Raw genomic sequence first — 18,817 nt, forward strand, 5'->3', positions numbered from 1 at the left:
AGTATGATCGATTGGCTGAAAAATATAAATAAAGAGCATCCCGAATTTTGGAAGGAGTATCTTACTAAATTTGATAAAAAATCAAAACGATTCGTAATTTTATCGACTGAAACTTCTGGTTTAAATCCGGTAAAAGACGTTATTCTATCTATTGGCTCATTTGCGGTAATCGATAACAGTGTTGTTATTGGGGATAGTTTTGAAGCCGTTTTGTTACAATATAAATTTCTTCACGATAATGGACTTTCAAACGAATTTATCGTAGAGAGTAAAATGAAAAAATTAGGTGAACTTGAGGCTATTAAATCACTGATTGAATTCCTTGGAAATGCTGTATTGGTAGGACATCATATTGATTTTGATGTAGAAATGATTAATGCCGCACTAGAAAGACTAGATTGCGGGCGCCTAAAAAATGAAGCTTTAGATATTGATGTAATGTATCGTAAACTTCAAGATATCAACAACAGGCAATTTTCATTAGACGAATTAAGTACCATATACAACTTACCCAAAAGTGATCGTAATTCTTCCTCCGAAGACGCTTATAGAATTGCTTTACTTTTCTTAAAATTAAAGTCCAGATTGGGGATTAAATAACACTTTTCCTTATAAATCAAAGGGTAATACCTCTCCAAAAACGCCCGTGATGAGAAATTGAAACTGGTTTTGTGATTTCAGTCAATTGGTCCATTATAAAGGGAATTCCATTCATTTTACAGATATTAGCATCAGAATCTAAATTCTTTATTCGCATAAAATATTTTTTTTCTGCAACTGCAATAGTGTGCATAAATTCATCTGAAATATCTGTTTGTGTAAAATACATATTTCCATTACAAATAACCGTACCTAAAACTTCATTCTCAAAATGACATTCGAATTGCAATGGAAAATAGCCCCGAATACCGGTTTCCCTATTGTAGATTTTATAAGCAGCTTCTTTTCTGGTCCATAAGTTCCAAACCATTACTTCCGAACTGTTCGCACGAGTAATAAGCAGCTGTTCCTGTTGCGTAAAAATTTTATCCAAAAAACCTTTCCGCTGCCAGTTGCTTTCTTTTTTAGCCAAAGCCAAATCTACTATATCGTTTCCAATCACCTTTATTTATCTATTTTGAATATCTCTTACTCTTTTTCTGATAATTTAGCGTCTATAATTTCCATTGCTGATTTTACGTTGATCATTCGTTCCATAGATTCATTATCAATCACGATGTTGTATTTTTCTTCTATATCTAAAATAACATCAACTAAATTAGCAGAGTTAATTTTCAAGTCATTGATGAAATCAGTTTCTTCCGTCAATGTGTCAAATGCTTCCTGATTTGCAATGTACGGTTTAACAATACTTTTTAATTCTTCAATTGTTTGTTCTTTATTCATATTTAATTTTTTAGCCAACAAAGGCAATAAGTTGATACGTTTATTTATTCTAATTAGATGTTTATTTTTGATTCTGCTTTTTACCAGTTAACACTGAATTAGGCTAGGATTTATATTTCTTAAAAATCACGCAACCATTGACATCACCAAAACCAAAACTGGCTTTTGCAACAATATTTAATTCTTTTTCAATTAATTTTATTGGGATTCTAGACTCATCAATAAGAGCTGTAATCTCAGGATTTATATCTTCACAATTTATATTCGGAAAAACAAATCCCTGATGCAATTGCAATATCGAAGCTACACTTTCAATGCTACCTGCGCCAGATAAACAATGACCCACCATTGATTTTAAAGAGTTTATATACGGAAAATCAATTCCCTTTCTTCCTAAAGCTTCACTCCAATTCTGGATTTCTAAACTATCTTTTGATGTTGCTGTCAAGTGTCCATTAATAGCATCGATCTCATTTGCATGAATTCCTGCATTTTCAATAGCATTTTTAATACATTTCTGAACGGCGACAGGATTTGGCGCAGTCATAGTTCCTAATCCGCGTTGCCCACCAGAGTTTACATTTCCGCCTAAAACTTCGGCGTAAATTTTTGCCCCGCGAGCTAACGCAGTTTCTAAATCTTCCAAAACCAAAGCTCCTGCTCCGCTTCCAGGCACAAACCCCGAAGCAGTGACACTCATTGGCCTTGAACCTTGCTCTGGGGAATCATTATGTTTAAAAGTACAAACGCGCATAGCATCGAATCCCCCCCAAATATACGGCCCAGAATCGCTGGTACTTCCTGCCAAAATACGTTTTGCCTGACCTGATTGTATACGTTCGTAAGCCATGAGAATACTTTCGGTTCCAGTAGTACAAGCAGAAGAATTTGTAGTAACCTGATTTCCTAAACCTAATTTTCCTCCTAAATAAGCACTAACACCACTATTCATGGTTTGCGCCACGGCTGTACTTCCTAACCTTCTAGTTTGAAAATCATCAATTTTATAAATACTTTCCCGAAATTTATCTATTCCAGAAGTTCCAGTGCCAAAAATGGTCCCGCTATCCCAATCCGGATCCTCAATGATTTCTATTGCTAATCCCGCGTCTTTCCAAGCATCTATTCCTGCAATTACGCCATATAAAATACCCGTTGAGTTAAAATTTCGCAATTCTAGTTCAGAAAAATATTGCAATGACAATTCAGTAGAAATTTCAGGCTTTCCGGAAATCTGACAGGAAAATTGTAATCGTTCTAATTCCGGGTCTTTTTTAATTCCTGAAACACCCTTTTTGATTGCATGAGTAAACGCATCAAGCCCTACTCCATTTGGAGCAACTACACCTAGTCCCGTTATTACAACTCTTTTTTTCATTTATTTACGGATTACCATTCCTGCAATTATTCCCGTACAAACAACTTCTTCATTTTCATTTTTCATGATTACTTTACATTTTAATTTTCCAAATCTAAAATATATTTTTTCAGAAATCACAATTACTTTTTCAGTAGGAAAAATTGGTTTTAAAAATTCAATATCCGTTGATGTTAAAGCAATTGAAGTGCTTTTACTAAATGTATTATTTAGTAAAAACATACCCAGACAAACCAACCCAATTTGAGCCATAACTTCTATTAAAATAACACCTGGAGTAACTGGAAAATCCTTAAAATGGCCTTTGTAAAAATCTAGATTTTCATCAAAAGTGTAACTGCCCTCCACTCCGTTCTCATCAATATGGGTTATTTCGTCCACAAATAGAAAAGGCTTTGAATAGGGCAATTGTGCTATGATATCTTGGCTATTCATTTTATTGTTTAAAACTGCAGTAATACTCGTTGTGCTGAAAATCCTGGTCCAAAACTCAGCATCAATCCTTTTGACCCTTTTTCCGGATTACCATCCATAATTCTTTCCAGAACATATAAAACGGTAGCGCTCGACATATTCCCATACAAGCGTAATACTTCTTTGGTATCGTTTATATTTTTTCCTAAATCAGAAAATAAAGCTTCAACCGTTTGTACAATTTTCTTTCCTCCTGGATGAAAAATTAAATGGTCGATATCTTTCATTTTTAGAGTATTTCTTTCTAAAAATGGATGGATGATATCCGGAAAATGAGAAGCTATCGTTTCCGGAACTTCAATATCCAAAACCATTTGTAAACCGGAATTGGTGAGCTTAAAGCCCATCATATGAATGTTATCATAAAAATGATACATTTCTTCAGCTAGAATTTCTGGTCCTTCATCATCTTCATGGGAAGAAAGCAAAACACAAGCGGCTCCATCACCAAAAATTGCCGCGCTTACAATGTTTGCCATCGAAAAATCATCTAATTGAAACGTTGCTGTAGGACTTTCGACAGCAATTACGGCAGCTCGTTTTCCAGGATTGGCCTGCAAGAAATTTTTAGCATAAATGATTCCAGAAATTCCCGCTGCACAGCCCATTTCAGTAACGGGAAGCCGAACAATATCCTGACGCAATTTTAATTTATTAATTAAATAGGCATCTAAAGAAGGAATCATAATTCCAGTGCAACTTACGGTAATGATATAGTCCAAATCTTTAGGATTCCAATTGGCTTTTTTCAATGCTTTTTCGAGTACTTTTTCACCTAATTCAATTACTTCACGTACATAAATATCATTTCTTTCTTCAAAGGATGTTTTCGTAAAAACTTCAATGGGATCCATAATAGAATAGCGCTTATCGACTGCAGCACCTTCAAAAATTTTTTTTACCTTTCTAATAAAACGTTCCTCCTGACCCTCTAGCCAAGCATCCAAAAAAGGAATAATTTCGTCCGTATTTCTTGAATATTTTGGTAATTGTTTGCTTATCGTTTTTATTTTTACACTCATATTTTTGAAATTATCCATTGGTAGCGAAAAGCCCATTTCCATTGGATTTTATAGTTGCTGAACTTTAATTTTTCTGAAAAATTTATCAATTCTACTTTTTTAAACCCTCTTAAAATTGAAATTAATCCGTCTTCTCGTGACATATCATTCAATCTAAAGACAAAACACAGTGCTTGAAATAGACGATAGGATATTGCACTCCTCTGCAGGTCATTAATAACAATTCCAATATTCGAATTGGCATTAAACACATTTAATAAATGAATTATTTCATTGTCTTTAAAATGATGCAATGTCAAAGTACACAAAACAATATCGTATTTTAATTCGTTAAAAGATTTATCAAATATGTCCTCACATTGGTACCTTATATTAGGATAATTTTGAGATAATTGTTGCGCGTGATTAACCGTGAAGTTATTTGCATCAATTCCTATCAGTTGAAGGTTTAAATTATTTTTTAACCCATAGTCTGACAAGGTTCGCAACATATCACCATTACCACAGCCTACATCCACTATTGTAATTGCTGTTGTTTTTGGAATGTTTTTTATCAATTCCTGAACCCCTAGTAAAGTTAGTTGGTTTCCTCCTAAAAGCTGGTTGATTTTGGCTATTTTATCTAATGCGTCCCGTAAGATTTCTCCTTCCATGGCAAAATCGTCCATCGTTTCAGGTTCATCCGTCCTATATTTGGTGTTTATAAGCATTTATAAGTTTAAAATTATCGGTTTCCCGTGTGTCTTTTTTATAATTATTGCCAATAAAAACGGAAATATAATTAATATACGCATCAATACAACAGATAGTTTTTGCTTTTGCAAAAGATTCGATAAAAATCTTCCCATTTTCAATCGTTGGCTAAAATTAAAATTCCATTCCTGAATGTATTTTTCTTCTAATTCAGCCCTGGATTTTATTTTGTCACTGTTATATCTATCAATTAGTTCTGCAACAATTTTAGCACTATGAATAGCCATTGCCATTCCGTTTCCGCATAGCGGATGAATCAAACCAGCAGTATCGCCAATCATTAAAATATGGTTTTCAACAGCTAGCTTTTCCTCAAAACAAATTTGGCTAATCGTTAAAGGTTTTTCAAAAAGCAAGTTACTTTTTTCGAAAATTGTCTTCAAATGTGGATTCTGAGAAACTACTTTTTCTTGGTAGTCGTCCGTATTTTTAAATTTTTTAAAGGTTTCGTAATCTGCTAAATAACAAATATTAACAATGTCACTTTCTACTTTCGAAACACCACAATATCCTCCTTTAAAGTTATGCAAACCCACTAAATGATTGAGAAAATCTCCAGAATAATGCGCCTTTACAGCCAACCAAGGAGATTTTTTCTGAATAAAATTACGATTTAATTTCTGATCAATATTGGACCGTTTTCCAAAAGCACCAATTACAATCTCCGATTTTAAAATGGTCTTATCTGAAGTGGTTACTGTAAATTCATCATTATCAAAAATAATCGATTCTACCGTATCTTTAATTATTTCACAGCCATTCGCAATTGCTTTTTTATATAAATATTCGTCAAGCACATAGCGACTAATTCCGAATCCTCCTAGCGGTAAACTGTTCTTAATTGTTTTTCCGGAAACTGTTGAAAATTCAATATGGGTAATATGTGTTGGATGCAAATCTTCAATATCTAAATTAAGCCAATTGAGATATGGCAAAACTTCATTCGATATGTATTCTCCACAAACTTTGTGTTTTGGAAATTCATTTTTTTCAACAACGGTAACTTGAAATCCAATTTTGGATAAATGAATAGCTGCAGTCAAACCTGCTAAACCACCACCAATAATTAAAACTTCCTTGTTTTTCATACAGAAGTAAATTTATGGATTTGTAAGCGAATGTCGCTATGTAATTGAATATAAAACCTAAATAATTAACTTAATTATTTTTAACATCTGAAAAGTAATTAAGTCTAAAAAAAGCCGCTTGATTTACAAACAGCTTTTAATTTTATTTACAATTTTCCTTCCTTTATTTCATCGATAACTTCTGGATTTAATAAGGTCGATGTATCTCCAAAGTTTGAATAGTCACCCTCCGCGATTTTTCGCAGAATTCGACGCATGATTTTTCCGGATCTCGTTTTTGGTAAACCTGAAACAAATTGAATTTTATCTAACTTAGCAATTGGCCCAATATGATCCGCTATGTGTTGATTAATTTCTTTGATCAGATTTTCTTTATTTCTAGTTTCACCGGTTTCTTTTAGCGTTACAAAACCGTATAACGCATTTCCTTTAATATCATGTGCAAAACCGACAATAGCTGATTCAGCAACGGCCGGATGCTCATTAATAGCATCCTCAATAGGAGCAGTTCCTAGATTATGTCCTGAAACAATAACTACATCATCTACTCTACCAGTAATTCTATAATAACCCACTTCATCGCGCAAAGCTCCATCACCTGTGAAATATTTCCCAGGAAAGGTAGAGAAATAGGTGTCTTTATACCTTTGATGATCACCCCAAATAGTTCGGGCAATTCCAGGCCAAGGAAACTTGATACATAAACTTCCTACCACTTGATTACCTTCTATTTCATTTCGTTTTTCATCCATTAAAACGGGTTGAATTCCCGGTAATGGCAAAGTAGCGTAAGTTGGTTTAGTTGGAGTAACAAATGCAATTGGCGAAATCATAATTCCACCAGTTTCAGTTTGCCACCAAGTATCTACCACGGGACATCTTTTATCTCCGACGTGGTCATTGTACCAGTGCCATGCTTCTTCATTTATAGGTTCTCCTACAGATCCAATCACTTTTAAAGATTTCAAAGGATATTTTTGCACATATTCTAAACTTTCTTTTGCCAAAGCACGGATAGCTGTTGGGGCAGTATAAAATTGAGTGACTTTGTGTTTTTCGATAATTTCCCAAAAACGGCTAAAATCAGGATAAGAAGGAACTCCTTCAAAAATAACAGTTGTACCGCCGTTCAATAATGGACCATATAAAGTATAAGAATGCCCAGTAATCCAACCGATATCAGCGGTGCACCAAAATATGTCATTTTCTTCATGATTAAAAACATTTTTAAAGGTATAGGCTGTATAAACCATGTATCCCGCAGTTGTATGCACCATCCCTTTTGGTTTTCCAGTAGAACCGGAAGTGTAAAGAATAAATAATGGATCTTCGGCGTCCATTATTTCAGCTACATTGTTGTCTGAGGCTTGGTCTAAAAGAGGTTGCAACCATTGGTCACGTTCCGCTTTCATATTAACTGTTGTATTTGTTCTCTTAATAACAAGTACTTTTTCTACTCCAGGACAGTTTGTCAATGCCTCGTCAATTATTCCCTTTAAATCAATAGTTTTATTCCCTCTATATCCACCATCTGAAGTGATAACGAGCTTGCAATCACTATCATTTATTCTTGTTGCTACTGCAGAGGATGAGAATCCTGCAAAAATTACCGAATGTATCGCACCAATTCTGGCACATGCCAAAGTAGTAATGGCTAATTCAGGAATCATTGGTAAGTAGATACAAACGCGATCTCCTTTTTTTATTCCTTGTTCACGCAATACATTTGCCATTTTACAAACTTGCTGATGCAATTCATTATAAGTAATGTGTAATGCTTTTTCACTGGGATCATTGGGTTCAAAAATTATCGCCGTTTTATCTCCTCTTTTATTTAGATGTCTGTCAATACAATTTTTTGTAATATTTACTTTAGCTTCCGTAAACCATTTTACTTCCGCTTCAGCCATATTAAAGTCAACCACTTTATCCCATTGTTGGTACCAGGTAAAGTTTTCTTCTGCTATTTTTCCCCAAAATTTTCTTGGTTCACGAACTGATTTGTTATAATGTTTAAAATATTGTTCTAAATTTTCAATTTTATAATAGCTCATGTTTTAATTTTTTATAAAAGTATCAAATCTCTCGCTATTCCTAAAATTATTTAAAATATTAATTTCTATAAAAAAATCATTATCACGTAAAAAAAATAGCTATTTACTGAAGATTTGTTTGTTTTTTATTGTTTTAGATAAAAATGTTTGACACAAAAAAAAGCGAGATAGATTTTCTCTACCCCGCCCTTAGTCTCAACAAAATTTAACAACAAAATAATTTAGTAATAATTAACCCTAATTTCTAAATATACTAACCAAAATAATTTAGATTTTACAACAATATAGGTACTACCAAAATCTTCAATAATAAAACCATTAACTTTTTTTAAAATGAAAATAGTTTTTACAATTCTATTTTAAATAAAGGAATTACTTCACTTAACTCTCAGCTCGTTTGGAGTTAAGTGAATGTAATGTGCATCGATATCTTTTTTCTCTTAATAAGTGCTACTAATTCAAAATACTATGGATTCAAATGATATAATGCAGATCCCAACACACCCTCATGCGTGGTAATTCCTAATTTTTATTATCCTATTTTTTTCATCGCAGTCATAGATTCTCTCAACCACTCTCCTACTTCTTCAATAGGATGTTGACGAATACTTTTATTTACTGCAATAAGTACCGCATTATCTACTCCGTTTGAAGTTGAAAATGGTTTTCCAATAACATTTGTGTCTACCGTTTTCATAAAATCAACCAATAGAGGCTTGCAAGCATGATCAAAAAGATAACAACCGTATTCCGCTGTATCAGAAATGATTCTGTTCATTTCATATAATTTTTTTCTTGCCACAGTATTAGCAATCAAAGGCAGCTCATGCAAAGATTCATAGTAAGCAGATTCTTCAATGATACCTGATTGTGTCATGGTTTCAAAAGCTAATTCTACACCGGCTTTGACCATGGCAATCATCAAAACACCATTATCAAAATATTCTTGTTCTGAAATATGTGCTGCTGTTGGTGCTGTTTTTTCAAAATTTGTTTCTGCCGTAGCAGCTCTCCAAGTCAACAAATTAACATCATTATTGTCCCAGTCAATCATCATGTTTTTTGAAAATTCTCCAGAAATGATATCGTCTTGGTGTTTTTGGAACAATGGACGCATGATATCTTTCAATTCTTCCGAAATTTCGTAAGCTTCAATTTTTGCTGGATTAGAAAGACGATCCATCATGTTTGTAATTCCACCATGCTTTAAAGCTTCAGTTACAGTTTCCCAACCGTATTGAATTAATTTTGAAGCATAAGCAGGCTCGATTCCTTTTTCAACCATTTTATCGAAACATAAAATAGAACCTGTTTGTAACATTCCACAAAGAATGGTTTGCTCTCCCATTAAATCTGATTTTACTTCCGCTACAAATGAAGAGTTCAAAACTCCCGCTTTGTGACCACCCGTAGCAACTGCATACGCTTTTGCTTGCTCAAAACCTTCACTGTTTGGATCATTCTCAGGGTGAACCGCTATTAGTGTTGGTACACCAAAACCTCTTTTATATTCTTCACGAACCTCAGATCCAGGACATTTTGGAGCACACATAATTACGGTGATGTCTTTACGAATTTGCATTCCCTCTTCAACTATATTAAATCCATGGGAATAGGCTAATGTTGAACCCTTTTTCATCAAAGGCATTATTGCTGTAACTACAGCTGTATGTTGCTTATCTGGTGTTAGATTGCAAACCAAATCAGCAGTTGGAATTAATTCTTCATAAGTTCCCACTTTGAAACCATTATCAGCAGTATTCATAAAAGAAGCTCTTTTTTGAGCAATTGCTTCTGCACGCAATGCGTAAGAAATATCTAAACCCGAATCTCTCATGTTCAAACCTTGATTCAAACCTTGAGCTCCACAACCTACGATAACTACTTTTTTTCCTGCTAATGCTTTTATACCATTTACGAATTCTGATTGATCCATGAATTCGCAAACGCCTAATTGTTCTAATTGTAATCTAAGTGGTAATGAATTGAAATAATTTGCCATTTTTTTTTAATATTTAATGAATGTAAAATTTAATAATTGATTAGGTTTATTTACTGGAGAATTAAACAGATTAGCACTTTGCAATTGCGAAGAGCCATTGCAATGAAACACTGATTACAGTTTAAGATCTTCTAATAAAGTTGATATTTCCATTTTTTCTTTGGAAACAGATATTCTTCCCGATCGCACAAACTGCATGATTCCGAAAGGTTTTAATTTTTCATATAATTCTTCAATTTCAGAACGTTTTCCTGACTTTGAAATCACAAAATAGTCTCTTGAGACCGTAACTATTTCCGAATGACTTTCTTTAATAATGTTTTGAATTTGCCTTTCGTCAAAAAGTAAGCTGGAATGTATTTTGAAAAGTGCATTTTCTAAAAAAATTGTTTCTTCATCAACATGATAAAAGGCTTTGATTACTTCGATTTGTTTTTCGATTTGGCCTACGATATTTTGCACCCATTTTTCCGTTGTATCCACAACTATGATAAATCTTGAGACATTTTCAATCTCTGATTCGGATACATTTAGACTCAAAATATTGATATGACGTTTCAAGAATATTCCAGATATTCTGTTTAATAAGCCAACGTTGTTTTCTGAATAGACAGAAATAGTGAATGTTTTATTTTCCATTTTTTTTGTTTAAAGTTTTTTTGTCTAACGTTTAAAGTTGAATACGATTCTTATTTGTACTATGAGTGTTTTTATTCTAACAACTTTTAAACCTTAAACTTTAAACTATTTTACGACAAACGAATGTCTGAAACCGATGCTCCTGTTGGAATCATTGGGAATACGTTATTTTCTTTTTCTACCATAACTTCAAGAAAATAAGATTCTTTTGAAGCCATCATTTCGGCAACAGCCCCATCTAAATCTTCTCGTTTAGTTACCTTTTTAGCTTTAATATAATACCCCTCAGCAATAGCAGTAAAGTTTGGATTAATCATTTCAGTAGAAGCATATCTTTTGTCAAAAAACAATTGCTGCCATTGACGAACCATTCCTAAAAATTCATTATTCAATACCACAATTTTCACTGGAACTTTCGTTTGAAAAATCGTTCCCAACTCCTGAATGGTCATTTGAAAACCTCCATCGCCAATAATTGCTACCACTTCACGATCTGGCATTCCCATTTTGGCACCGATAGCAGCCGGTAAAGCGAATCCCATAGTACCTAAACCGCCTGAAGTCACATTACTTTTAGTCGAATTGAATTTGGCATAACGACAAGCAAACATTTGATGTTGCCCTACATCCGAAACCATAATCGCATCTCCTTTTGAGTGTTTATTGATCATTTCGATCGTTTCACCCATCGAAATTCCCTTGTCATTTGTAGGGTTTAATTCCTCATTTATAACAGATTCTAATTCGATTTTATATAATTCTTTGAACTCGTTGTGCCAAGATTCATGCGTTTTACTTTCAATAAAAGGAAGTAAAGCAGCTAGCGATTCTTTTACATCAGCCAAAACAGCAACAGTAGTTTTTACGTTTTTATCTATTTCTGCCGGATCAATTTCAAAGTGAATTACTTTGGCTTGCTTCGCATACGTAGCTAAATTTCCTGTCACACGATCGTCAAAACGCATTCCAAGTGCTATTAAAACATCACATTCGTTGGTCAAAACATTTGGACCGTAATTACCGTGCATTCCTAACATCCCTACGTTTAATGGATGATCTGTCGGCATTGCAGAAAGTCCCAAAATAGTCCATGCAGCAGGAATTCCTGATTTCTCCACTAATGCTTTTAACTGTTCTTCGGCTTCGCCAAGAATAATTCCCTGACCAAAAACGATATATGGTTTTTTTGCATTATTGATTAGTTCCGCAGCCTCTTTAATTTTTTCAATATCTAAAGTCGGTTTTGGATTGTAACTTCTAATGCTGGTACATTTTTTATAACTAAATTCAATTTCGTCAAATTGTGCATTTTTGGTAATATCAATCAATACTGGACCTGGACGTCCAGACTTTGCAATAAAAAAAGCTTTAGCCATAATTTCCGGAATTTCAGAAGCTTCTGTAATCTGATAATTCCATTTGGTTACTGGAGTTGAAATTCCAATAATATCGGTTTCCTGAAAAGCATCGGAACCCAATAAATGTTTTCCAACCTGGCCTGTAATGCAAACCATTGGCGTAGAATCAATTTGAGCGTCGGCAATTCCCGTAACTAAATTTGTTGCTCCAGGACCAGAAGTAGCAATTGCGACACCTACTTTTCCCGTTGCTCTTGCAAATCCTTGAGCCGCATGCGTTGCCCCTTGCTCGTGACGTACTAAAACATGATGCAATTGATCTTTAAATTTATATAATTCGTCATAAACTGGCATTATGGCACCTCCTGGATATCCATAAACCAAGTCTACTCCTTCTTCTAATAAGCATCTAATAACGGCTTCTGCGCCAGATATTTTATTTGTTCCCATGGGTACGTTTATTATTTTTCACATCCAAGCCCTATCCTTTGCGGAGTAAGCCAAGATTGATATAGTATTCTTTTTTTTTACTTTCAAATAAAAGTCCAATCCTATTTATTATTTCCCCTTTGGGGTTTAGGGGTTTATTTATCTGTTACGCAACCTGTTGAAGCACTCGAGACCGATCTTGCATATTTCAATAAAACTCCTTTTGTTACTTTCAAATCAGGTTGGACCCAATTCGCTTTTCTTTTCGCATATTCTTCGTCAGAAATTTTCAAATTGATGGTATTATTTATAGCATCAATAGTAATGACATCTCCATTCTTTACCAAGGCTATTCCACCTCCGTCATATGCTTCGGGTGTTACGTGACCTACCACGAATCCATGTGATCCTCCAGAGAATCTGCCATCCGTAATCAAAGCAACACTGCTACCCAATCCTGCACCCATAATAGCTGATGTAGGTTTAAGCATTTCAGGCATTCCCGGGCCACCTTTTGGTCCACAATACCTAATAACAACTACATCTCCCGGTTTTACCATTCCACTTTGAATACCTGGAATAACCGTAAATTCACTTTCAAAAACAACGGCAGGCCCTTCAAAATACTCTCCTTCTTTTCCGCTTATTTTGGCAACACAACCTTCTGAAGCCAGATTTCCGAATAAAATTTGAATGTTTCCACTTGCTTTCAATGCTTTTTGGATTTCATGAATCACGTCTTGTCCATCTTGCAAATCAGGTACAGTTGTTAAATTTTCAGCCAATGTTTTACCCGTTACTGTCAAACAATCACCGTGAAGAAATCCTTCTTTTAACAAATATTTCATTACAGCAGGAACTCCTCCTACTTCATGTAAATCTTCCATTAAATATTTACCACTTGGTTTTAAATCAGCAAGCAATGGCGTTTTATCACTTATGTCTTGAAAATCTTTTAATGTGATTTCAATATCAACAGAATGTGCCATAGCAATTAAATGCATAACCGCATTAGTGGAACCTCCTAAAACTGCCACCATGGTAATCGCGTTTTCAAAGGATTTTTTAGTCATAATATCCTTTGGTTTGATATCTTTTTCTAGTAAAATTCGGATAGCTTTACCTGCATCCAAACATTCTTGCTTTTTCTCTTGACTTAAAGCGGGGTTCGATGAACTATAAGGTAAACTCATTCCTAAAGCTTCAATTGCAGATGAAATGGTGTTTGCGGTATACATTCCTCCACATGCACCAGCACCTGGACAAGCGTTTTGTATTACTCCTTTAAAATCCTCAGGTGTAATTGTATTGTTGAATTTTTTTCCTAATGCTTCAAAAGCAGAAACAATATTAAGTGATTCTCCTTTCCATTTTCCAGAATGGATCGACCCTCCATAAACCATTATTGCAGGACGATTAACTCTTCCCATAGCCATGACAGAACCTGGCATATTTTTATCGCAACCTACAACTGCAATCATGGCGTCATACCATTGTGCTCCCATCACTGTTTCGATAGAATCAGCAATTACATCTCTAGAAACCAATGAAAAACGCATACCCTCAGTACCGTTTGAAATACCATCACTTACACCGATAGTATTAAAAATTAACCCAACCAAATCTTCTGCCCAAATTCCTGATTTAACATCTTTTGCTAAATCATTCAAGTGCATATTACAAGGATTTCCTTCATAACCCATGCTGACAATTCCAACTTGTGCTTTTTTCAAATCTTCTTCGGTCAAACCAATTCCGTACAGCATAGCTTGCGCTGCAGGTTGTGTTTCATCTTGTGTGATTATTTTGCTGTATTTATTTAATTCCATTATTTGTTAATTTGTGTATGCGTTTTATGTTTTAAGACTAAGAAATTACCTTACCATTAAACGATTGTTGATTGTCCTATTTTGATATTATCAATTTTAAAATATAAGTCATCTTTGCTTAAAATGACGTTTGAAATAAAATCACCTACTTCATTGGTTCCAAATTTTGAATCTTTATTTAAGTCTACTGTAACTACATTATACTCGATGGCTTTTTCTACCGCCTCATACACTTTTGTAGCTTCTTTATGGAGTCCAAAATGTTCTAACAACATAGCTGCAGATAAAATCGAAGCAATTGGATTCGCGATATTTTTTCCGGTAGCCTGGGGGTAAGAACCATGAATAGGTTCAAAAAGAGCATTTGTATTCCCTAATGATGCCGATGCTAATAATCCAATAGAACCTGTGATTACACTAGCTTCATCAGATAAGATATCACCAAATAAATTTTCAGTCAATATCACATCAAATTGTCTTGGATTAAGAATAATTTGCATTGCTGCATTATCGACAAAAAGGAAATCTAACGATACATCAGGGTAATCTTCACTTACTTTTTTTACTACTCTTCTCCATAATCTGGATGTTTCAAGGACGTTGGCCTTATCAACCATAGTCACTTTTTTTCTTCTATTTTGCGCACTTTTAAATGCTAAATGGGAAATTCTGGTAATTTCTTCTTCTGAATATTCACATAAATCCGAGGCTATTGTTCCAGTCTCATTTAATTTCTTTTCACCAAAATAAACACCGCCAGTCAACTCCCTGAAAATGATAAAATCAGCACCTTGGATTATTTCTTTTTTTAAAGGAGACGAATTTAATAAAGAAGCATATGGTTTTATAGGTCTGATATTAGCAAATAAACCCAGTGATTTTCGTAATTTTAATAAACCTTGTTCTGGACGGACTTTGGCATCCGGGTTATTATCGTATTTTGGATCACCAATAGCTCCAAATAAAACGGCATCGGTATTAAGACAAAGATTCAATGTTTGTTCCGGAAGAGGATTACCTGTTTTATCAATGGCAATAGCGCCAACAAAGGCATCTTCAAAAACAAATTCATGGTCAAAAACCAATCCAATAGCATATAACGCTTTCTTCGCTTGTAAGATTACCTCTGGTCCTATTCCGTCTCCTGCTAGTGCTGCTATTTTTAAGTTCATGGTATTATTTTTTAAAATTGTGTACTAAACCTTTTATCTAACTATTTGTATTAGCTTCTAATTAATTCACTTTGTATTTTGCAGACTTCAATAATTTGATGAATGTCCTCATCTAAGACTTCTTTTTTGATATCTGCAAATCTCAAAAACTCAATATAGACAATATCAAGTTGAACTTTGGTAAGTTCGTAACCTACTTTTTTGGCTCTGTAAGCCAATGCAGCTCTACCACTTCTCGCTGTAAGAACTATTGAAGATTCATTTACGCCAACATCTAATGGATCCATGATTTCGTAAGTTGATCTATTTTTTATTACTCCATCCTGATGAATTCCTGAGCTGTGTGCAAATGCATTAGCACCAACAATAGCTTTATTAGGCTGCACAATCATTCCCATGCTTTCTGAAACCAATCGACTCATTTCATTCAATTGTTTGGAGTCGATGTCAGTATATAAGTTCAAATAAGGATGTTGTTTGAAAATCATAACTACTTCTTCAAGTGCCGTATTTCCTGCTCTTTCACCAATTCCATTAATAGTACATTCAATTTGTCGAGCTCCATTTACAGCTCCCACAATAGAATTGGCAGTAGCCATACCAAGATCATTATGACAATGACAAGAAAGAATTACATTTTCAATTCCTTTTACATTTTCTCTAAGATATTTAATTTTCGCTCCATATTCCTCCGGCAAACAATAGCCTGTGGTATCCGGTATATTAAGTACAGTAGCGCCTGATTTTATTGCTTCTTCACATACTTTTGCTAAGAAATCATTATCAGTTCTACCAGCATCTTCTGCATAAAACTCTACATCTTCTACATACGATTTAGCGTGCGAAACAGCAAATTTTGCTCTAGCTATAACATCTTCTCTTGTAGTATTAAGTTTGTGTATTATATGAGAATTTGAAGTTCCAATACCAGTATGAATACGAGGTTTTTTTGCATATTTTAAAGCGGCTGCTGCAACATCGATATCATTTTTTACTGCTCTGGTTAAACCACAAACCGTAGCATTTTTTACAATCTTGCTTATTTCTGTAACAGATAAAAAATCACCTGGACTAGAAACAGGAAAGCCAGCTTCAATAATGTCAACTCCCATCTCATCTAAGCGATTTGCTATAACAAGTTTTTGTTTGGTATCTAGTTTACATCCTGGGACCTGTTCTCCATCTCTTAAAGTGGTATCAAAAATTTGAACTTTCTCTCTATTCATTTTCATTTATTTAATGTAATTTCACATCTTCATAACAAAAATAGATTTCAATACTTAAATATAAAATTCATTTTAACCAAATATACTGCTTATAAAGCAACTAATAAAGACTTAAGTTGTTTATTTACAGTGCATTATACTTCTATATTTTACAATGGCTAACCATCAAAAAGATTTTTTATTTGTTTTAATAAAATCCCTTTCAAAGTCCGAAAAGAGACAATTTAAGATTTTTGCAAGTAGATTGGAAACAAGTTCTAATACAAAATTTATCGAATTATTCAACATTCTGGACAAGTCCGACGTGTACGATGAGAAGCTTATCTTGAAAAGTGGTGTTATAAAAAAAGTACAATTATCAAACCTAAAGTCCTATTTATATAAACAAATATTAGTCAGTATCCGGTTGAATATTCCTAGCCAAAACATTCGTTATCAATTAAGAGAACAAATTGATTTTGCAGCAATATTATACAACAAAGGTTTGTACAAGCAAAGTTTGAAAATCTTGGATAAAACAAAAATTGCAGCTTTAGAAAATGACGAAAAACTCATGGCCTATGAAATTGTCGAATTTGAAAAACTTATTGAATCCCAATACATCACCCGAAGTATTCAAGGTCGAGCCGATGAACTAGTTATACAAGCAAAAGAGTTAAATTACAGGAACACCATTTCCAGTAAATTATCCAATTTATCACTGCAGTTGTACGGAATAATGCTTAAAACAGGATATGTAAAAAGTGATGAAGAATATAAATACATTGATAATTATTTCAACAAACATATTGCCAAATTAGATGAAAAAAAATTTGGATTTCGGGAAAAATATTGGTTTTACAATGCTAATCTTTGGCGTAGTTTTTTAGTACAGGACTTTTTAGCCAGTTATAAATATGCTTATAAATGGGTAACTCTTTTTTATGATAATCCCAATATGATTTATCTGAATCCGGTCTTTTTCTTAAAAGGGAATCATTATTTACTGGAGTCTTTATTCATGTTAAAATATAAATCCAAATTTAAAAAATATTTGTTTCTACTGGAAGAAACTACCAATGATCCCCGTTTCCCAGTAAATGATAATATTGCATCATTATCGTTCTTGTATTTGTATAACAACAAATTAAACTATCATATTCTAGAAGGCACTTTTGCTGAAAGCGAATACCTAATTCCAGAAATTTTAAGTAAATTAAAGTTGCATAGCGAGCATCTTGATGAACATCACGAAATGTTGTTTTACTATAAAATTGCCAGCATCTATTTTGGAAATGAAAAATATGTTGAATCAATATTCTATCTTGAGAAAATTATAAACAACAAAAATCTTTCCATGAGAGAAGATTTGATGTGTTTTGCCCGATTATTGAGTTTAATTGCTCATTATGAATTGGGTAATGATTATTATTTAGAAAATCAGTTGAAAAACACCTATAAATTTTTATTAAAAATGAATGATTTGCATGAAGTGCAAAAAGAAATCATAAAGTTTTTGAAAAACTTAAACTCCATATATCCTGGCGATATCAAGAAGGAGTTTATTAAAATGCGAGAGCGATTCATCGAATTAGAAAAAAATACTTATGAAAAAAGAGCATTTCTTTATCTCGATATTATCTCCTGGTTAGAAAGCAAAATTGAAAACCGAAAAATCAGTGATATTATCAAAGAAAAAGCAAAATTGAGTAATCGATAATAACGGTACTAAAACCAATGTATTTAATTTTGTCATTTCGACGAACGAGAAAAAAACAATATATCTGGAAGAAATAGCACTAATTAAGAAAATTTTCATCGAATTGAACTAACTTTGTTCATCCATAATTTTTTTTACTTTTATAAATACTAAAATTTTAAAAATATGAATGGTTTCTTCAAAACAATACTAGCGGGTTACGGTGCCAAAAAATTAGGTGGTGGCTGTTTCGGAACAATTATAATTTTTATAATTATTTATTGGATATTAGGTTATTTTTAGAATTAAAACTCTAAAAATAACCTAAT

The 18,817-nt window shown here is 33.5% G+C and carries 16 protein-coding genes; 2 read left to right on the top strand and 14 right to left on the bottom strand.

Annotated elements, in window-relative coordinates; genetic code table 11:
* The first annotated feature begins 3 nt into the window (after positions 1-3).
* Positions 4-600 (top strand): 3'-5' exonuclease, encoded by a 597-nt coding sequence (locus ACFX5F_RS05935; RefSeq protein WP_379850843.1) that lies wholly within the window; start codon positions 4-6, stop codon positions 598-600.
* Positions 601-616: 16 nt separating this feature from the next.
* Here the strand turns inward: ACFX5F_RS05935 and ACFX5F_RS05940 are convergent, their stop codons facing one another.
* The 14 genes from ACFX5F_RS05940 to ACFX5F_RS06005 all read right to left on the bottom strand — a co-directional run bounded on the left by ACFX5F_RS05940 (position 617) and on the right by ACFX5F_RS06005 (position 16,810).
* Positions 617-1,102: a 4'-phosphopantetheinyl transferase family protein gene (locus ACFX5F_RS05940; protein ID WP_379850845.1), complete on the bottom strand. Its 486-nt coding sequence runs from the start codon at positions 1,100-1,102 to the stop codon at positions 617-619.
* 26 nt (positions 1,103-1,128) lie between these two features.
* Positions 1,129-1,386 carry an acyl carrier protein gene (locus ACFX5F_RS05945; protein WP_379850847.1) on the bottom strand — a complete coding sequence of 86 codons (258 nt, stop codon included), beginning with the start codon at positions 1,384-1,386 and terminating at the stop codon, positions 1,129-1,131.
* A 103-nt stretch (positions 1,387-1,489) separates the two neighbouring features.
* Entirely contained in the window at positions 1,490-2,764 is a 1,275-nt protein-coding gene (locus tag ACFX5F_RS05950; RefSeq protein ID WP_379850849.1) for a beta-ketoacyl-[acyl-carrier-protein] synthase family protein, read from the bottom strand.
* Positions 2,765-3,199: a 3-hydroxyacyl-ACP dehydratase FabZ family protein gene (locus tag ACFX5F_RS05955; RefSeq protein ID WP_379850851.1), complete on the bottom strand. Its 435-nt coding sequence runs from the start codon at positions 3,197-3,199 to the stop codon at positions 2,765-2,767.
* A gap of 8 nt (positions 3,200-3,207) precedes the next feature.
* A complete protein-coding gene (locus ACFX5F_RS05960; RefSeq protein ID WP_379850853.1) occupies positions 3,208-4,260 on the bottom strand; it encodes a type III polyketide synthase in 1,053 nt (350 codons plus the stop codon).
* The gene (locus tag ACFX5F_RS05965) at positions 4,257-4,970 is read right to left on the bottom strand and encodes a methyltransferase domain-containing protein (protein ID WP_379850855.1); all 714 of its coding nucleotides are present in this window, start codon (positions 4,968-4,970) and stop codon (positions 4,257-4,259) included. The genes ACFX5F_RS05960 and ACFX5F_RS05965 overlap by 4 nt, the downstream gene beginning before the upstream one ends.
* The gene (locus tag ACFX5F_RS05970; RefSeq protein WP_379850857.1) at positions 4,971-6,101 is read right to left on the bottom strand and encodes an NAD(P)/FAD-dependent oxidoreductase; all 1,131 of its coding nucleotides are present in this window, start codon (positions 6,099-6,101) and stop codon (positions 4,971-4,973) included.
* 146 nt (positions 6,102-6,247) lie between these two features.
* On the bottom strand, positions 6,248-8,155 hold the full coding sequence (gene acs / locus ACFX5F_RS05975) for an acetate--CoA ligase (RefSeq protein WP_379850859.1): 1,908 nt from the start codon (positions 8,153-8,155) through the stop codon (positions 6,248-6,250).
* 532 nt (positions 8,156-8,687) lie between these two features.
* Entirely contained in the window at positions 8,688-10,157 is a 1,470-nt protein-coding gene (ilvC, locus tag ACFX5F_RS05980; protein WP_379850861.1) for a ketol-acid reductoisomerase, read from the bottom strand.
* 114 nt (positions 10,158-10,271) lie between these two features.
* Positions 10,272-10,796 (bottom strand): acetolactate synthase small subunit, encoded by a 525-nt coding sequence (ilvN, locus tag ACFX5F_RS05985; RefSeq protein ID WP_073208791.1) that lies wholly within the window; start codon positions 10,794-10,796, stop codon positions 10,272-10,274.
* 110 nt (positions 10,797-10,906) lie between these two features.
* A complete protein-coding gene (gene ilvB, locus ACFX5F_RS05990; RefSeq protein ID WP_379850863.1) occupies positions 10,907-12,604 on the bottom strand; it encodes a biosynthetic-type acetolactate synthase large subunit in 1,698 nt (565 codons plus the stop codon).
* A 134-nt stretch (positions 12,605-12,738) separates the two neighbouring features.
* A complete protein-coding gene (gene ilvD / locus ACFX5F_RS05995; RefSeq protein ID WP_379850865.1) occupies positions 12,739-14,412 on the bottom strand; it encodes a dihydroxy-acid dehydratase in 1,674 nt (557 codons plus the stop codon).
* 56 nt (positions 14,413-14,468) lie between these two features.
* Positions 14,469-15,584 carry a 3-isopropylmalate dehydrogenase gene (gene leuB / locus ACFX5F_RS06000; protein ID WP_379850867.1) on the bottom strand — a complete coding sequence of 372 codons (1,116 nt, stop codon included), beginning with the start codon at positions 15,582-15,584 and terminating at the stop codon, positions 14,469-14,471.
* A gap of 50 nt (positions 15,585-15,634) precedes the next feature.
* Positions 15,635-16,810 carry a 2-isopropylmalate synthase gene (locus ACFX5F_RS06005; RefSeq protein ID WP_379850869.1) on the bottom strand — a complete coding sequence of 392 codons (1,176 nt, stop codon included), beginning with the start codon at positions 16,808-16,810 and terminating at the stop codon, positions 15,635-15,637.
* Positions 16,811-16,964: 154 nt separating this feature from the next.
* Here ACFX5F_RS06005 and ACFX5F_RS06010 point away from each other — a divergent pair, with 154 nt between their 5' ends.
* Positions 16,965-18,509 carry a hypothetical protein gene (locus ACFX5F_RS06010; RefSeq protein WP_379850871.1) on the top strand — a complete coding sequence of 515 codons (1,545 nt, stop codon included), beginning with the start codon at positions 16,965-16,967 and terminating at the stop codon, positions 18,507-18,509.
* Positions 18,510-18,817: the final 308 nt, after the last annotated feature.

Source organism: Flavobacterium zhoui (genome assembly GCF_042787235.1).
GTDB classification, from domain to species: domain Bacteria; phylum Bacteroidota; class Bacteroidia; order Flavobacteriales; family Flavobacteriaceae; genus Flavobacterium; species Flavobacterium zhoui.